Raw genomic sequence first — 17,615 nt, 5'->3', positions numbered from 1 at the left:
AAATAATGCATCGTCCCCATCTCGTCTCTATAAAGCGAGCATTTGTATGATATTTAATGATCATTTCACCAAAAATCAACGACCCCAATGTTTCTCCAATAACGTCTGTCGTCAGTGATGAAATAATCTTAAATACTTAATCTAAAATAACTATCGATTTAATTTCGCTTTCATCAAATTCAACTAATCGCCCCTTATATCCAAACATATAGAGTCTTCTCCACTGTTATTCGCTATTTCATCTTCATAGTCAACAGCTTTCCCCACGAATTGTTCACCATCAGTTACATCAATCCGTACATATCTTCCCACGTATAACCATAGTTTCATTACTGATTATCCTTTCTGTTCGGCATGATAGAGCCATCTTACTGAAATGTCTACAAATTCGATGCGATATCCACTCGTCCAACGCTTAATGATAGTTTTATCATATATCTTTATAAATACATTTACAATATCATGTTACATTTAGTAATAAAGATTGTCTCATTGACGTTCGTTTTTGTGCGTTTTGTAAAGTTGAGACCTTATTCTTCGACGCTCAAATGGCTTAAACACATATAGCTCACGCCTCAATTCACAAATGATCACCCTCAAACGAAACTTGCTCTTTTTACATCATGTCGTATTTCCTCTATACTGATAGTAAACTTAACAAAGGAGACGTGTAGCACTGATGAAAGTTTTTAATGAAGCAACAGTGAAAAATACGTATCATATGTCTGATGCGATTCAAGACATTGAACAATTATTTACAGATATGGATGGGATTCGTCTTGATCAAAGGATTGTAATTCCAACGGGTGATGGCGCAAAATCAATGCTTTACATGCCTTGTGTCCATACCGGGCGTCAACTAGGTATTGTTAAAATCACTTCGATTACACCTGATAACCCGCAACATGGTCGACCAACGACACAAGGTAACATCATTGTGACTGACCTTGAAACGGGTGAACATGTCGCAAGCTTGGATGGAAGTTATTTAACACGTTTACGTACAGGCGCGCTCAGTGGCATTGCGACGAAATATTTAAGCCGTAAAAACACTACGACACTTGGTATGATCGGTACAGGGGGTATGGCATTCGAGCAACTACTTGCGAATATTGAAGTTCGAGACATTGATCGCGTTATTCTGTATAACCGTACAATTGCTAAAGCAGAAGATTTTAAATCGCGAGTGGTAGAGGCATTTCCAAAATTAACCGTTGAAGTGGTTGATGATGTGAAACAACTTGTCGAACAAGCTGACATTATTAACTGTCAAACACAATCTGCTGAACCTGTTTTTGATGCGGATACGATTCAACCGGGAACGCACATTAATGGTATCGGTTCGTATCGTCCTGATATGAAAGAAATTGATAATCGTATCTTACCGAAAGCAGATAAAGTCTTTTTCGATGATATTGAAGGCGTCAAAGAAGAAGCTGGAGAAATCATTGAAGCGAATGAAAAAGGTATTTTTAAATTTGAAGATGTCGACGGGGATTTAAAAGCATTGTCACTCAATGGCACACTTCAACGCACAAATGACGAGAGTATTACAGTGTTCAAATGTGTCGGGGCAGCGCATTTCGATCTTGCTGTCGCTTTAGGCGCATATGAACGTTTAATTCAACAATAATGATTCAAGGGCCACGCATCTTTTAATTGGATGTGTCGCCCTTGTTCTATTACAACTTAAATAATATATGTGGGGCATCGGAAATCAGTCCGTCTATCCCCAATGAAATGAGTCGTTTCGCATCTTCCACACGATTCACGGTGTAAGGCATCACTTTTAACCCATGCTCATGCGCTCGCTTCATCCATTTTTTATTAATCAATTTGAAGTTAGGATTTGCATAATCAGCATATGTCGCAATCTCCTCAAATGACGGTTGTTTAAAACGATATTGACGTAAACTGAGTAACACACCTAATCGAATGTGCGGGGCCAATTGATGTAATTTTTGAACACTTTGTTGATCAAATGACTGTAAAATAACCCGATTAAACGGAAAGTGATGTTGTTTGATTGTCGCTACAATCGCTTCTTCAATACCTGGATATTGCTTTGGCTTTTTAATTTCGATGAGCAATGTTTTAGAATAGTTTTTTGCTAACGTCAGCACCTCATTAAATGTCATGATTGCTTCAGGTTGACAGCCTTCTTTCCAACTTCCAAAATCAAACGTCCGCAATTCATCTAACGTTAAATTTTTAATTGCACCTGAATGATTAGAAGTGCGGTCAATGGTATCATCATGAATGGCCACGAGGACTTGATCTTTGGTCATATGTAAATCTATTTCTAACATGTCAATATGCTTCCCTAACGCTGCTTGATAGGCTGAACGCGTATTTTCAGGATATATGTTTGAAAGACCACGATGCGCGATGATTTGAAAGTCTTTCATTGGTTTGGTCAATTGGGTCATAAGAGTCTTCCTTTCAATTCTATCTTCTTTCTACTACACTTAACTTAACATATATGATGAAGGAGTGAAGTATTTTGATTGAACATCAATTTCCAGTACGAGTCACATGGCAAGGGGGGCGCAATGACGTCGGCCAAGTGCAAGGTGACGTTATAGAACATCCTGTCTCAATTCCCGCTTCACTCGGAGGCGTCGGAACAGGTACCAATCCTGATGAACTTCTCGTGAGCGCTGCCGCAAGTTGTATGACAATTTCTTTAGCCGCTACGTTAGAACGTGCACATCTCACCGCTACTAAAATTGAGATGAATAGTTATGGCGAAGCACAATTTGATGGACAACGTTTTAAAATGAACCGTATCGTGCATGAACCTAAAATTTATGTACAAGATGATACACAACAAGCACAACTAGAAAAGCGTTTATCGAAACTGCTTACGATTGCGGATAAAAATTGTATGATTTCCAATAGTATCAGAGGTAACGTCGACATTGAAGTGCACCCTACTGTCATTGTAGCCACTGCACATTAATGTTAAACCATACTGAGTGCTCTTTCCTATGCTCGGTATGGTGTCTTTAAAAGCATTCCCTTCAAATGCCATAATGATTTACAGAATTTTCACATCTTCTATCTATTAATATGTCAGAAAATTTGGTAAAATGTAAAAATATTACTGGAGGAGGTTTTCTATGTATACCCATCATTCATTACTTTTAACACCTGGCCCTACCCCTATCCCCCAACGTATCCAAGCCGCAATGAATTTACCCATGGTGGGGCATCGTTCACCTGATTTTGAACACATTGCTGAAACTGCATTTCGTTCATTAAAACCTATTTTCGGTAGTCAACATGATGTCATCATTTTAACGTCGAGTGGTACGAGTGCATTAGAAGCGAGTATGTTGAATATCGTCAATCCTGATGATCATATTCTCGTCATAGTGTCGGGTGCATTCGGAAATCGTTTCAAACAAATTGCAGAAACGTATTACGAACACGTTCATGTCCTTCAAGTTGAATGGGGTCAAGCGCTCGATGTCAATAAAGTGATTACAACGATTCAAAATCTTAATGTACCCATTACTGCAGTATTCACACAGTATTGTGAAACGTCGACTGCTGTCCTTCACCCTGTAGCTGAACTTGGACATGCGTTGAAAGCACACGATGACAATATTTATTTCGTCGTGGATGGTGTGAGTTGTATCGGTGCAGTTGATGTTGACCTTGAACGCGATCAAATCGATGTACTCGTTGCTGGTAGTCAAAAAGCGTTGATGTTGCCTCCCGGTGTCGCATTCGTAGCATATAATGATCGTGCATTGACACGTTTCAAATCCGTAACGACACCACGTTTTTATTTAGACTTAGCAAAACATCACGCTTCATTAGAGGCACATTCGACACCATTCACGCCTAACGTATCGACTTTTAGAGGCGTCGTTGAATATGGCCACATGGTTGAAGAAGAAGGCTTTGAACACGTTATTCAGCGCCACTATGTGATGAGAGATGCTGTGCGTGCAGCATTACGACAATTAGAATTAGATTTACTCGTTGCTGATGATGATGCATCCCCTACTGTCACAGCCTTTATACCGAAAGATGAAGCAGAATTAAAACAGATTAAAAATGAATTAAAGTCACAATTCAATATTACGATCGCAGGGGGACAAGGTAAATTAAAAGGCCACATTTTACGCGTTGGTCATATGGGCTTTATTTCGCCTTTTGATTTATTACCGTTTGTCGCAGCACTCGAAGTTATTTTAACTCAGTATCGCAAACATTCGTATATCGGTACTGCAACAAAAGCATTTTTGGAGGTTATTCATCATGAGTTATAAAGTTTTAGTCGCGGACCCTATTTCAGTAGAAGGATTGAAAAGTTTAAATGACGATGCCGATTTTGACGTCGTTCACCAAACAGGTTTATCTGAAGCAGAGTTGATCGATGCTATTCAAGACTATGATGCTTTAATTGTTCGAAGCCAAACGACTGTGACTGCCGATATATTGAAAGCAGGTCAAAAATTAAAAGTTGTCGCACGTGCGGGTGTGGGTGTCGATAACATTGATACTGAAACAGCAACTAAAGAAGGCATTATCGTCATCAATGCACCTGATGGGAATACAATTTCTGCCACTGAACATTCTGTCGCTATGATTTTAAGTATGGCACGAAATATCCCACAAGCCCATGCTTCACTTAGTAACGGCGAATGGGATCGTAAAACATTTCGTGGGACTGAATTGTATCAAAAAACGCTCGGTGTCATTGGTACCGGTCGTATCGGTACAGGTGTGGCGAAACGTTTACAAAGCTTTGGGATGCGCGTTTTAGCCTATGATCCTTATTTAAGTGAAGAAAAAGCGAAAGAGTTAGAATTTACGAGAGCGACAGTGGATGAAATTGCGCAACAAGCAGACTTTGTGACCGTGCATGCACCGCTTACAGAAAAGACAAAGGGTATCGTAAACGCCAACTTTTTCAATCAAGCCAAGCCGAACTTGCAAATCATTAACGTGGCACGTGGTGGCATTATTGATGAAAATGCATTAATTGAAGCGTTAGATCAAAATAAAATTGCCGGTGCTGCGTTGGATGTCTTTGAAAGTGAACCTGCAATTAATTCACCGGTAACGAAACATCCAAAAATCATTGTCACACCTCATTTAGGTGCGTCTACACTTGAGGCACAAGAGAAAGTGGCGGTGTCAGTTGCGCAAGAAATTATCGACATTATTAAACATGAAAATGTTGCTAATGCGGTCAATGCGCCAAGTGGTGTATTTAATGAAGATGAAGAACTTAAACCGTTTGTCGATTTGGCTAAAACGACAGGTAAAGTCGGCATTCAACTCCTTCCAAAAGCCCCTCGTATGCTTAAGATTACATATGCAGGCGACATTGCGTTAGATGATACGAGTCTCATCACGCGGACACTCGTTAAAGGTGTACTCGAACAAGATATGGGCGATCACGTGAATTTAATTAATGCGCTCGTGTTATTAAATGAACAAAATGTGACGTATACGATTGAAAAAACGAAAAAGAAAAAAGGATTCAGTAACTATATCGAGCTAGAACTTATCAATAAAGGAGATGTGGTGAAGATCGGTGCAACGGTATTAAACGGTTTTGGTCCTCGCATTGTACGGATTAATGACTATCCTGTTGACTTCAAACCGGAACATTATCAGCTCGTCATTCATCATTTTGACCGCCCTGGCATTGTCGGTAAAACAGGACAAATTTTAGGTGAGCATGGTGTCAACATTGCTTCTATGCATTTAGGTCGTTCTCAAATTGGTGGCGATGCGATGATGATCTTATCTATCGATCATCCGATTAATCAAACTGTGCGTGAAGCATTATTAGAAATCGACGGCTTCCAAAGCGTTTTACAAGTCACATTAGATGCATCATAAATGTCATGCATAGAGGCTGGGAAACTCATCTGTTGTCCCCAGCCTCTTCCTACTTTTTATAATAATATGTCTCTAATATCCAATACGTTATCAACAATGACTTCTGCGCCATGTGCTTTTAATTCTGCTTCAGCGGCCTTCCCTTTCAAGCCCGTCAATGTCCCGATAAATTGTGCATTAACTGTTTGCGCACTGAACAAATCTGCAAGTGAATCGCCGACAATCGTGACTGTTTCTCGATCCATTCGATTCGTTTGGTTTGTCGCATAATCGTAATAGTCTTGTTTTTGATTACCATTGAATGCTGCAATATAACTAAATGGGTTCGGCTTTCCGAGCGGTTTTAATTCCGGGTATCGTGACTCCACCTCTAACACTTCACTCGCTGAAACGATAAATGCATCATCAAAATAGGACAATAAATCCAATGTTTCAAAAGGCACAAGCGTTTCTGTTCGTGGCCGCCCTGTCGCAATAGCCAGTTGGTAGCCAGCCGCTTTTAAATCTGTTAACAATTGTTTGATATCCTCTATCGGTGCCAATGCGATTTCATGATAAATGTAGCCACGCTTATAATCGGTTTTCGCTACTTTTTGCTCAACTTCTTCATAAAGCGTTGTCCCTAAATACCACTCTTGATAAATTTCTTGTGATAGTTGCCATAATGGACTACCTATATCAAAAAGTGTTGCTTCCTCCACATTAAGTTCTGTCATCGCATAACTTTGTAGTGATTGATAAATTTGTGAACGTCCTTCTGAAGCATTTTCAATAAATTGAAGTGGTCGTTCAAAATTGATATCGCTATTTGAAAGCTGTTGACCGACTTTCCGCAAAGTAGTCTCATCAAATTGTGCGGGATTCAAAACATTTAAACGTGCCTCATGCGATAACTGTGTTAAACATTCAATGAAATGTACTGAAAACACTACAAATAACATATCCCAGTTTGAATTAATCCCCATTGATTTTAATCGGTTTAAAATCACATCGTTTTTAAATAATGTCGCACGGATATCAGTTATTTGCGCATCCGTCAACTGTGACAAATCTACATGTGACTTTAACCCCAAATATTCCGTACTATTTAACAATTCGTACACTGTTAAAGCTGAAACGTCAAAACAACGTGATTCATCCAAAAACACGCCATCTACGTCAAAAAGTATCGCTTTCGTCATCCTTAGACCCTCCATTGCAGAAAATTCAGATAAAAACATTATAACATGGATGACTTGAGATGCCTAAAGATGATTTTACACATCTGCACTTTCTACCTTGTTACGATACCATCATTCACGGGAAACACGAGCACCATACAATTGAATATGACATCAAAAATAAAAATAGCGATACAAGTCATCACAACTCATATCGCTTTGTTATCTTATTTGTTTCTTACATAAGCATTTAATTCATCTTGCAACTGCTTCGTACGCGCACTAATTTGCTGCGTCACATAATCCACTTTCTCTTGACGATTCAAATCTTTCGGCAAATTCGTCGTATCAATCGGTTCACCAAACTTAATGTAAGCTTTGCCAGTAAATAAACCGAGTAATTTTGTTGGACCGACATAGGCAGCTGGTAAAATCGGTTGTTTCGCTAAGATTGCAATCGTCGCAGCACCACGTTTTAAAGGTGTTTCTCCTGTCGTACGATGCCCTTGTGGAAAAATACCTACAATTTTATTGTCTTTTAATAATTTTACCGGTGTTTTCAAAGTACTTGGGCCTGGATTTTCACGATTCACTGGAAAGGCATTTAATCGTGTTAATAATCCGCCAAAATATTTGTTTTTAAATAATTCTTGCTTTGCCATGTAATGAATTTGATTTGGCAATAATGAAACACCTAACAATAAGATTTCGTTATAACTTTCATGATTACACGTCACGACATAACGATTCGTCTTAGGTTGATGTCCTCGCCCAATCACTTCTAAATTTTTCAGTACTTTCACTACAATGAGCTCAATGATCTTGCCGATAATATGATATAACATGTTCACACCTGCTTTTACTTTAGATTAATCCTTTAAATTCTATCATCTCCATACCTTTTCAACAAGCATTCTCTAAAATCGGTCTAAAGTTGGATAGTATCCTACTGGTAAATCGTTGAAAAATTTATCATAATATGAATAAAGGAGGAATTCTATGCGAGAAAACGATAATGAACAACAACCAAAAGAACAACAAGAAATGCATCAAAACAAACAGATAGATGATGGTCAACGTGCTTCATCTTATCGTACGTCACCCCCTCCAAAGCAACCTCATTTTCCATGGCTTAAAGTGATTCTTGTTTCACTACTTGCTGGTATTTTAGGTGCACTCATTGTAGTCGGGGCTACGGGCGGCTTTTCAAACATCTTTCCTTGGGGCAACCAAAATGGCTCGGATGTCAAAGTAGCAAGCGATCAAAAAGGTGGTAATTCCCTTGATGGCAAAAGTCATAAATACAAATCAGTGCACGAGATGATTAATGACCAAGCACCCGCCATTGTAGGTGTCATCAACGAACAACGCGCCCAAAATTTAGGTGATTTATTACAAGGTAAATCTGCTAAAGCTGAACCCACAGGCATCGGTTCGGGTGTCGTTTATGAAAAAAATAATGGAGATGCCTTTATCGTCACGAACAACCATGTGATTGAAGGTGCTTCTTCAATTAAAGTTCATTTACACAATTCTAAACAAGTCGATGCGAAACTTGTCGGTACAGACCCATTGACAGATATTGCAGTACTTAAAATTAAAGACAGAGATGATATTAAAGCGATCACGTTTGGCGATTCATCAAAAGTTAAAACTGGTGATTCGGTTTTCGCGATGGGTAACCCACTTGGACTCGAATTTGCGAACACAGTGACGTCAGGTATTATTTCTGCAAGTGAACGTACAATTGAAGCGGATACGTCTGCAGGTGCAAACAAAGTGACTGTGCTTCAAACAGATGCAGCGATTAACCCTGGTAACTCAGGCGGTGCATTAGTTGATATTGATGGTAACCTTGTCGGTATTAACTCAATGAAAATTGCAGCACCACAAGTTGAAGGTATAGGATTTGCGATTCCAAGTAATGAAGTGAAATTAATCATTGGTGAACTCGTGAAACACGGTGAAGTTAAACGCCCTTCTATCGGTATCGGCATGATTAACGTTGCGGATATTCCAGAACAATATAAAACAAATAGCGGCGTAGATTCTGGTGTGTATGTCGCTCAAGTACAACGTCGTGGCATTGATATTGAAAAAGGCGACATCATCGTTGCCATTGACGGCCATAAAGTCGAAAATGATACAGATTTAAGATCGTATCTCTACAAAGATAAAAAACCTGGTGATCATATTACACTCAAAGTCAACCGCAATGGTAAAACAAAAGATGTTGACGTTACATTAACAGAATCAAATACATCTTCATAAAAGGCATAAAGGCTGGGATGCAATGAAAGCTTCCCAGCCTTTATCTTATCGATTATTGATAATTCACCATGAAATATTTTTTCTTCCCACGACGAATAATCGTAAATGTATCATCGTAGCGGTCATCACTTGATAACGTATACTCTAAATCTTGTTGACGTTCACCATTAATATAAATCGCACCGTTCGTAATATCTTCACGCGCTTGACGTTTTGAAGAAGAAATTTTTGTTTCTACTAATGCATCCACTAAATTTGTCGTCTCATTCGATAATGTCACTTGAGGGACGTCTTTGAAACCTGCTTTAATCTCTTCAGCTGATAATGATTTCAAGTCACCTTTGAATAATGCTTGTGAAATACGTTGTGCTTCGGCTAATGCGTCTTCACCATGAATAAAACGTGTCACCTCTTCAGCAAGTGTCGTTTGTGCTTTTCTTAAATGCGGTTCTTCAGCAACAGATTTTTCTAATGCTTCAATGTCGGCTTTAGATAAAAATGTAAAGTATTTTAAGAACTTGATCACATCATCGTCAGTTGTATTAATCCAAAATTGATAAAATTCGTATGGACTTGTTTTTTCAGGATCTAACCAAATCGCACCAGATTCAGATTTTCCGAACTTTTTACCGTCAGCTTTTGTCACTAATGGAATCGTAAAACCGTAAGCATCTGTCACGCCGTACATACGACGCATTAATTCGATACCACTCGTAATGTTACCCCATTGATCTGAACCACCAATTTGAAGTTTACAGTCATGTACGCGATTAAGATGACCGAAATCGATCGCTTGCAAAATGGTATACGTAAATTCAGTGTAAGAAATACCATTTTCAAGACGTGATTGAATTGAATCTTTACCGAGCATGTAATTTACGCCGACATGTTTGCCGTAATCACGTAAAAATTCGATTAATGAAATTTGACTTAACCAATCATAGTTATTCACTAAAATCGGACCATTTTCAACATTGAAATCAAACAGTTGCTCCATTTGCTTTTGAATGCCACGTACGTTTTTGTCAACTTGCGCTTCTGTTTGGAGCACACGTTCTTCAGATTTGCCAGACGGATCACCAATCATTCCTGTACCGCCACCCACTAACACAATCGGACGGTGACCTGCTTCTTGAAAACGACGCAATGTTAAATAAGGTAATAAATGTCCAATATGTAAACTATCAGCCGTTGGATCTGCGCCACAATAAATCTTCACTTCTTCTTTATTTAAAAGTGCTTCAATGCCCTCTTCATCGGTTTGTTGATAAACGAGACCTCTCCAACTTAATTCTTCTAACAATGCATTTGCCATAAAATAACCTCCTTAAAAATAAAAAAACACCACTTACAACGACGTAAGGGCGCAATTTGCACGGTACCACCATACTTGGGACTCTTACAATGATACGTTCATTGCAAACGTTGAAATCTGTTGCTGAGGTGTATTCATAAACATGTGATTATCAGTTCACAGCGACCACTGACTCTCTTAAAATCTACAAATTTATTACTTGTCCTCGATTTCAATGCTTAATGTGATTGCTATTCATTATATAGATTTATAATTTTAAAGTCAATCATCAAATGACAATCTATTTCTACTCACATTTGTTAAATATGCTATACTGTTGATAAAAATAAAAGGAGGTTTGTGACTGATGAAGACGGAAGAACAACTTGAATTAACGACGCATACTTCATTCGATCGCTATGACTTTTACATGCGAAAAACAAAACAATTCATCATCTCGTTCGTTCTTTTCATGCTCATCGGTTTAATTTTTGTATGCGGCTTATTACTAGGCTATTTTGCAAGTATTGTGTCAGATTCAAAATCACTGAATGATCATGACTTAGTCCAACAAGTGACACGCCTCCCAGAACTGGATAACGACCAACCTGACAACACGGATTACATTGCACTGTATAACGAACAAGAACCGAGCTTAATCGCAGGACCAGCAGAAGTCTCCCCTTATGTGACAAAAGCATTAGTCGCTTCAGAAGACGCTGATTTTTATATCCATCACGGTGTATTACCTAAAGCGATATTAAGAGCGATGTTCCAAGACATTTTTGATACCCAATTCCCAACAGGTGGCAGTACGATTACACAGCAGCTTATCAAAAATCAAGTCCTCACAAAAGAGCGGACATATGATCGTAAAGCAAAAGAGATTATGTATGCGATGAGGATTGAACACATTTTAACGAAAGACGAAATCATCTATACGTATTTGAATCTTGTGCCTTTTGGACTCGATACGAACGGCCAAAATGTGACAGGCATCACTTCAGCGTCATACGGCTTATTCGGCAAACCTCCCAAAACATTGAACTTAGCTGAATCGGCTTATTTGATCGGATTATTGCAAAGTCCATACGCCTATACACCCTTCAATCATGACGGTTCACTTAAAGATGAAGATGATGTCTCTTTTTCAATCCACCGCCAACATTACGTGTTGAAACGGATGTTAGTGGAACAAATGATTTCTAAAGATGTATATGAGCAGGCACTCCATTACGATATTTATGCACATTTGTATGATGAATAACCATTAAAGAAAAGGTCCGGGATATGCCCCAGACCTCTCTTTTTATTAAAACTGCTCATTGCTTCGAATTAGAATAATCCTATCGCATGGCCGTCTTCTGTTACGTCCATTTTTAACGCAGCTGGTTTTTTCGGTAATCCTGGCATTGTCATAATGGCACCTGTTAACGCGACGATAAAGCCTGCACCTGTTTTAGCTTCGAGTTCACGAATCGTAATTTCAAAATCAGATGGAGCACCGAGTTGTGTTTGATCATCCGAGAATGAATATTGTGTTTTTGCCATACATACTGGATAGTGATCCCAACCGTTCGCTTTAAACTGCGCCAATTGTTTTTGTGCTTTTGATGTAAATGTCACTTTAGAACCGCCGTAAATTTCTTTAACGATTTTTTCAATTTTTTCTTCAAGTGGCATTTCGAGTTCATATAGGCGTTTGAATTGTTTCGGTTCACGAATGACTTCGAGTACTTTCTCTGCTAAATCTGTACCGCCTTTACCACCTTTTTCCCATACTTCTGTTAACGATAAACGTACACCATTCTCTTTTGCCCATTGTTGTACGAACTCAAATTCAGCATCCGTATCATGTATAAATGCATTGAGTGCAACAACAGGTTCAACGCCGAATTTGCGAATATTTTGGACGTGGCGTTCTAAGTTTTTAATTCCTGCTTTAAGCGCAACGACATTTTCTTCTTTGAGCTGATCTTTAGCGACACCCCCATGCATTTTAAGCGCACGGATCGTTGCTACAATCACGACTGCATCTGGTTCAAAATTGGCTTTACGTGATTTAATATTCAAGAATTTTTCAGCCCCTAAATCAGAACCAAAACCTGCCTCTGTCACGACGATATCTGCCAAATCACGTGCTGTTTCTGTGGCGATAATCGAGTTGCAGCCGTGTGCAATGTTCGCAAAAGGTCCACCGTGAATCAATGCAGGTGTGCCTTCGATTGTTTGTACAAGGTTCGGTTTAATCGCATCTTTTAAAATCATAGCTAATGCGCCTTCTACACCTAAATCTTTAACAGTGACAGGCTGACGGTCACGTGTATAACCTATCGTAATTTTCGAAATACTTTCTTTAAGGTCTTTGATACCTGTACTTAAACAAAGAATCGCCATAATTTCTGACGCTACAGTAATATTGAAACCATCTTCACGTGGCACCCCTTGTGTAGGACCACCAATACCAACGATGACTTGACGTAAAGCACGGTCGTTCATGTCTAACACACGCTTCCACTCAATACGACGCTGATCAATACCAAGTTCGTTACCTTGATGAATATGGTTATCTATAAAAGCTGAGAGTGCATTATTCGCTGTTGTAATTGCATGGAAATCACCATTAAAGTGCAAGTTAATATCTTCCATTGGGAGCACTTGCGCATAGCCACCGCCTGTTGCCCCACCTTTAATACCAAATGTCGGCCCGAGTGCTGGCTCACGTAAGGCGACCATTACATTTTGATTGATGTGTTGGAATGCATCAGCTAAGCCGACTGTCACTGTTGATTTCCCTTCTCCAGCAGGTGTCGGGCTCATCGCTGTCACAAGAACGACTTTTCCTTTTTCGTTTTTCGTTTGAATTTTCGAAATATCAATTTTCGCTTTGTAGTGTCCATATTGCTCGAGCGCATCTTCGGAAATGCCTGCTTTTTCAGCAATCTCCTTAATTGGTTTTAATGTTGATTGATTTGCAATTTCTAAATCTGATAAATGACTCACATTATTCAACCCCTTAATCAATTTGAGAAATGATGACGTTATGTAAACGCATACAATCAAATATATCAATGACTGTTTCAATATTTATCATAACGAACAATGGGCTCATTGTCGAACAAAAACAAGTAGACTACTTTTTAGTTTAACGTCTCTTTCAAACGATTGATTTAAGTCTTTATTGAATAGCGACATGTGTAACATATCAAGCTACGTTGAATACCGATGACACCTTCTTGCGTGATTGATAATTGCTCTTTCGAAAATTTAAAAAGGCCTAGACATCAAATGGTCCAAGCCCTTTCATCGTTGTTTTACCTTAATCTTCCATTGTACTTAAATCACCAGTTGGTAAATCGAGCTCCCATGCCTTTAACACACGGCGCATAATTTTACCTGAACGTGTTTTCGGTAATTTATCTTTAAATTCAATTTCTCTCGGTGCAGCATGAGCAGCTAGCCCTTCTTTAACAAATTTACGAATGTCTTCTTTCAATTCATCAGAAGGCTCATAACCTTGACGTAATGCGACGAATGCTTTAATGATTTCACCACGCACTGGATCAGGTTTACCAATGACACCCGCTTCTGCTACTGCTTCATGTTCTACTAATTTAGATTCTACCTCAAATGGACCGACACGTTCACCGGCAGTCATAATCACATCATCGACACGACCTTGGAACCAGAAATAACCATCTTCATCTTGGTAAGCAGAGTCACCAGATACATACCAATCACCAATAAAGTATGATTGATACTTTTCAGGATTTTTCCAAACTTGACGCATCATAGAAGGCCAACCTTTTTTAACCGCTAAGTTACCCATGCGATTCGGTGGTAAAACGTTACCTTCATTATCGATAATCGCCGCTTCAATACCTGGCAGTGGTTTACCCATTGAACCAAGCTTAATATCTTCTGCCAAGTAGTTCACGATCATATGCCCCCCTGTTTCAGTCATCCACCACGTATCCAGTACACGTTTGCCATAGACCTTTTTCGCCCATTTGATAACTTCTGGATTGAGGGGCTCCCCAACGGATAAAATGTTACGTACAGACGATAAATCATACTTTTCGACTAAGTCATCACCTGCACTCATCAGCATACGTAACGCAGTCGGTGCAGTATACCAAATCGTTACGTTAAAGTCTTCAATCATTGCGTACCAATTCTCTGGTGAAAAACGACCTCCAGCAATACAGTTCGTTACACCGTGCAGCCATGGCGAGAAAATTCCATAAGATGTACCTGTCACCCAACCTGGATCGGCAGTACACCAATACACGTCATCTTCTTGAAAATCGAGTACGTATTTACCCGAAATGTAGTGTAATAACATCGCTTCTTGAACATGTAACACACCTTTTGGCTGACCTGTTGAACCAGATGTATAATGTAAAATCAAGCCATCTTCACGGTCTAACCATTCTATTTCAAACGATGTCGATGCTGTTGCCAACTCTTGATTAAAGTCTACATATTGCGCATCAACTTCATCATCAACGACGACAATCGTTTCTAAATTTGGCAGTTGCGCTTGAGGAATACGCGATAATAAACTATTCGTCGTAATAATAACTTTCGCATCACTATTTTCTAAACGGTCTTTCACTGCCTTTTCCATAAATGCTTCAAATAAAGGACCTACAATACCGCCCAATTTTAAAATACCAAAAAAGGCAAAATAAAGTTCTGGTGTACGCGGCATGAAAATGAAAACACGATCTCCTTTTTGTACATTCGCCTTCTCTTTCAACACATTGGCAGCTTGGTTTGATTTGTCTTGTAAATCTTTAAACGTATAACTTTCTTTTCGTCGATTATCTTTATAATTTAAAGCAATTTTATCTGCTTTACCTTCATTGACATGACGATCGATACATTCGTATGCCATGTTGATTTTTCCAGTTTCGTACCAAGAAAATACTTTCTCTACCTCTTTCCAATCAAACTGGTCATATGTTGTTTGATAATCAGTTAAATTGAAGTTGCCTTGATCCCCTTTGTAAACTTCGACTTTCATCACAAGTACCCCCTTGTATTGTGTAATCGCTTTCAAAACTAATATCATTATACCCTATGCGCGTATTGTTTTCAAAAAATTGTACTTATTCAGAATTTAAGATGAAATTAAGTAAGCGTTGTCATATAATAACAATAGTGCAATATGTAAGAAAGGAGATGTGCCCATGAAACATATTAAAACCTATGAACATGAAAGCTATACTGTTGACGGACAAACTTTTATCATTGAAGGCCCTGTTTCTAAAACACAATTACAAACTTATACTTTTGACGAGGGCCTTGACGCATTTCGAATTCCTATTGAGCAATTTGAGGCGATACAGGATATTAGTACGTTAGATGAGGGGCGCATTTATATCATTCGAAAAGAGAATCACATCATCGGTTACGTGACGTATTTATATCCGGACCCGATGGAAAGATGGTCTGAAGGTCAACTGCCCTATTTGTTGGAACTCGGTGCGATTGAAATCAGTTTAGCGTATCGTGGATTCGGTTTGGGACGCATGTTGTTGAAAGTAAGCACACGGAGTCCAGAATTAGAAGATTATATTATCATTACGACAGAATACTATTGGCATTGGGATTTGAAAAACTCAAAATTAGACGTTTTTGAATACAAGAAATTAATGCAGCGGATGATGTCGAATGGGGGATTAGAAGTATTTGCGACTGACGACCCGGAAATTACAAGTCATCCTGCCAACTGTTTAATGGCACGTATTGGCAAGAACATCACAGTCGACCAAATGGAAGCTTTTGATGATATTAGGTTTATGAATCGTTTCTTTTTCTAAGGGGGGATGGGATATGACAAATCATTCACAACAAGAAACGGGATATGTTTATTCTGATGCCTTACTGCGCTATCGCTTCCATAATAAACACCCATTTAATCAAATGCGGGTTAAACTGACGACTGAACTTTTACTTTCGACAGGTTATTTATCTGAATCACAAATTATTAAACCAAGACAAGCGACCATTGATGAAATTGCGATGGTTCATAAATATGATTACATTCAAGCAGTGATGCGTGGTGAAAAAAATCTACTCGCTCCTGATGAACAACAAAAATACGGCTTAGATGATGAAGATACACATGTCTTTTCTCGCATTCATCGGAGTACGGCGACCATTATCGGTGGCGGCTTAAATTTAGTGGATGCCATTATGGAAGGCAAGTTTCGTAACGGCTGTCATTTAGGTGGCGGTTTACACCATGCACATGAAGGACGCGCGAGTGGCTTTTGTGTGTACAATGATGCAGCGATTTATATTAAATATTTGAATGAAAAATATCAACAGCGCGTACTCTATGTCGATACAGATGCGCATCACGGTGACGGCGTGCAATGGACGTTCTATGCATCCGATCAAGTCATGAACTACTCCATTCATGAAACGGGCAAATTTTTATTTCCAGGTTCTGGTCATTACACTGAGCGAGGCACAGATCAGGGTTTTGGTTATTCAATCAATATCCCACTCGAACCTTATACAGAACATGACTCATTTTTAGAAGTTTTTAAAAAGACCTTGAATCAAGTTGCTGAATCATTTCAACCTGATTTTATTGTCAGTGTGAATGGTTCAGATATTCATTATTTAGACCCATTAACCCATATGAGTTGTGATTTAAACACACTGTATGAAATTCCTTATATCATTACCGATGTCGCTGAAAAATATTGTGGTGGCAAGCAAATCATGTTAGGTGGCGGAGGTTACAACATTTGGCGGGTTGTCCCAAGAGCGTGGAGCCATATTTACCTCAGCTTAATTCAGCAGCCTCGACTACATGGACGCTTACCTGAAGACTGGTTGAACAAATGGCGTCATTATAGTCCTGTACCCATCCCTGAATATTGGGAAGAACAGTATGATGATTATCAAGAAATACCGCGACGTTCAGAAATTGCAAAAAAAAATAACCAAGTTGCTGAAAATATATTAAGTTGGTTTTAAGGGCATGGGTCATTGAATCAACA

14 protein-coding genes are annotated in these 17,615 nt (G+C 38.9%); 8 read left to right on the top strand and 6 right to left on the bottom strand.

What is annotated here, in order from left to right:
• Nucleotides 1-679: 679 nt before the first annotated feature.
• Entirely contained in the window at nt 680-1,633 is a 954-nt protein-coding gene (locus tag EL101_RS06130; protein ID WP_096596786.1) for an ornithine cyclodeaminase family protein, read from the top strand.
• Between the two features lie 49 nt (nt 1,634-1,682).
• Here EL101_RS06130 and EL101_RS06125 read toward each other — a convergent pair whose 3' ends face one another.
• Complete coding sequence (locus EL101_RS06125) at nt 1,683-2,429, bottom strand: glycerophosphodiester phosphodiesterase (RefSeq protein WP_096596784.1); 747 nt, start codon at nt 2,427-2,429, stop codon at nt 1,683-1,685.
• A gap of 74 nt (nt 2,430-2,503) precedes the next feature.
• On the opposite strand from EL101_RS06125, the gene EL101_RS06120 reads away from it, so the two are divergent.
• The 3 genes from EL101_RS06120 to serA all read left to right on the top strand — a co-directional run bounded on the left by EL101_RS06120 (nt 2,504) and on the right by serA (nt 5,868).
• A complete protein-coding gene (locus tag EL101_RS06120) occupies nt 2,504-2,962 on the top strand; it encodes an SACOL1771 family peroxiredoxin (protein ID WP_096596782.1) in 459 nt (152 codons plus the stop codon).
• Nucleotides 2,963-3,122: 160 nt separating this feature from the next.
• Nucleotides 3,123-4,283: a pyridoxal-phosphate-dependent aminotransferase family protein gene (locus EL101_RS06115; protein ID WP_096596780.1), complete on the top strand. Its 1,161-nt coding sequence runs from the start codon at nt 3,123-3,125 to the stop codon at nt 4,281-4,283.
• Nucleotides 4,273-5,868, top strand: a complete 1,596-nt coding sequence (serA, locus tag EL101_RS06110) for a phosphoglycerate dehydrogenase (protein ID WP_096596777.1) — start codon at nt 4,273-4,275, stop codon at nt 5,866-5,868. The genes EL101_RS06115 and serA overlap by 11 nt, the downstream gene beginning before the upstream one ends.
• A 56-nt stretch (nt 5,869-5,924) precedes the next feature.
• Here serA and EL101_RS06105 read toward each other — a convergent pair whose 3' ends face one another.
• Together EL101_RS06105 and EL101_RS06100 are read right to left on the bottom strand one after the other, a co-directional pair.
• Nucleotides 5,925-7,049, bottom strand: coding sequence for an HAD family hydrolase (locus EL101_RS06105; protein WP_096596775.1), 1,125 nt, complete (start codon nt 7,047-7,049; stop codon nt 5,925-5,927).
• Between the two features lie 206 nt (nt 7,050-7,255).
• Entirely contained in the window at nt 7,256-7,873 is a 618-nt protein-coding gene (locus tag EL101_RS06100; protein WP_019165051.1) for a lysophospholipid acyltransferase family protein, read from the bottom strand.
• 154 nt (nt 7,874-8,027) lie between these two features.
• Here EL101_RS06100 and EL101_RS06095 point away from each other — a divergent pair, with 154 nt between their 5' ends.
• The gene (locus EL101_RS06095) at nt 8,028-9,299 is read left to right on the top strand and encodes a S1C family serine protease (RefSeq protein WP_019165050.1); all 1,272 of its coding nucleotides are present in this window, start codon (nt 8,028-8,030) and stop codon (nt 9,297-9,299) included.
• Between the two features lie 52 nt (nt 9,300-9,351).
• Here EL101_RS06095 and tyrS read toward each other — a convergent pair whose 3' ends face one another.
• Nucleotides 9,352-10,614, bottom strand: a complete 1,263-nt coding sequence (tyrS, locus tag EL101_RS06090) for a tyrosine--tRNA ligase (protein ID WP_096596772.1) — start codon at nt 10,612-10,614, stop codon at nt 9,352-9,354.
• Nucleotides 10,615-10,960: 346 nt separating this feature from the next.
• On the opposite strand from tyrS, the gene EL101_RS06085 reads away from it, so the two are divergent.
• On the top strand, nt 10,961-11,860 hold the full coding sequence (locus tag EL101_RS06085; protein WP_096596770.1) for a biosynthetic peptidoglycan transglycosylase: 900 nt from the start codon (nt 10,961-10,963) through the stop codon (nt 11,858-11,860).
• 68 nt (nt 11,861-11,928) lie between these two features.
• Here the strand turns inward: EL101_RS06085 and EL101_RS06080 are convergent, their stop codons facing one another.
• Nucleotides 11,929-13,596 (bottom strand): formate--tetrahydrofolate ligase, encoded by a 1,668-nt coding sequence (locus EL101_RS06080; protein ID WP_096542103.1) that lies wholly within the window; start codon nt 13,594-13,596, stop codon nt 11,929-11,931.
• 316 nt (nt 13,597-13,912) lie between these two features.
• Entirely contained in the window at nt 13,913-15,622 is a 1,710-nt protein-coding gene (acsA, locus tag EL101_RS06075; protein ID WP_096596768.1) for an acetate--CoA ligase, read from the bottom strand.
• Between the two features lie 166 nt (nt 15,623-15,788).
• On the opposite strand from acsA, the gene EL101_RS06070 reads away from it, so the two are divergent.
• Together EL101_RS06070 and EL101_RS06065 are read left to right on the top strand one after the other, a co-directional pair.
• Nucleotides 15,789-16,421: a GNAT family N-acetyltransferase gene (locus EL101_RS06070; protein WP_096596766.1), complete on the top strand. Its 633-nt coding sequence runs from the start codon at nt 15,789-15,791 to the stop codon at nt 16,419-16,421.
• A gap of 13 nt (nt 16,422-16,434) precedes the next feature.
• Complete coding sequence (locus EL101_RS06065) at nt 16,435-17,592, top strand: acetoin utilization protein AcuC (protein WP_096596764.1); 1,158 nt, start codon at nt 16,435-16,437, stop codon at nt 17,590-17,592.
• The last annotated feature ends 23 nt before the right edge of the window (nt 17,593-17,615 follow it).

Source organism: Staphylococcus delphini (genome assembly GCF_900636325.1).
GTDB classification, from domain to species: domain Bacteria; phylum Bacillota; class Bacilli; order Staphylococcales; family Staphylococcaceae; genus Staphylococcus; species Staphylococcus delphini.
Note: the sequence above shows the minus strand (reverse complement) of the source record. Positions and strands in the feature narration are given on the sequence as shown.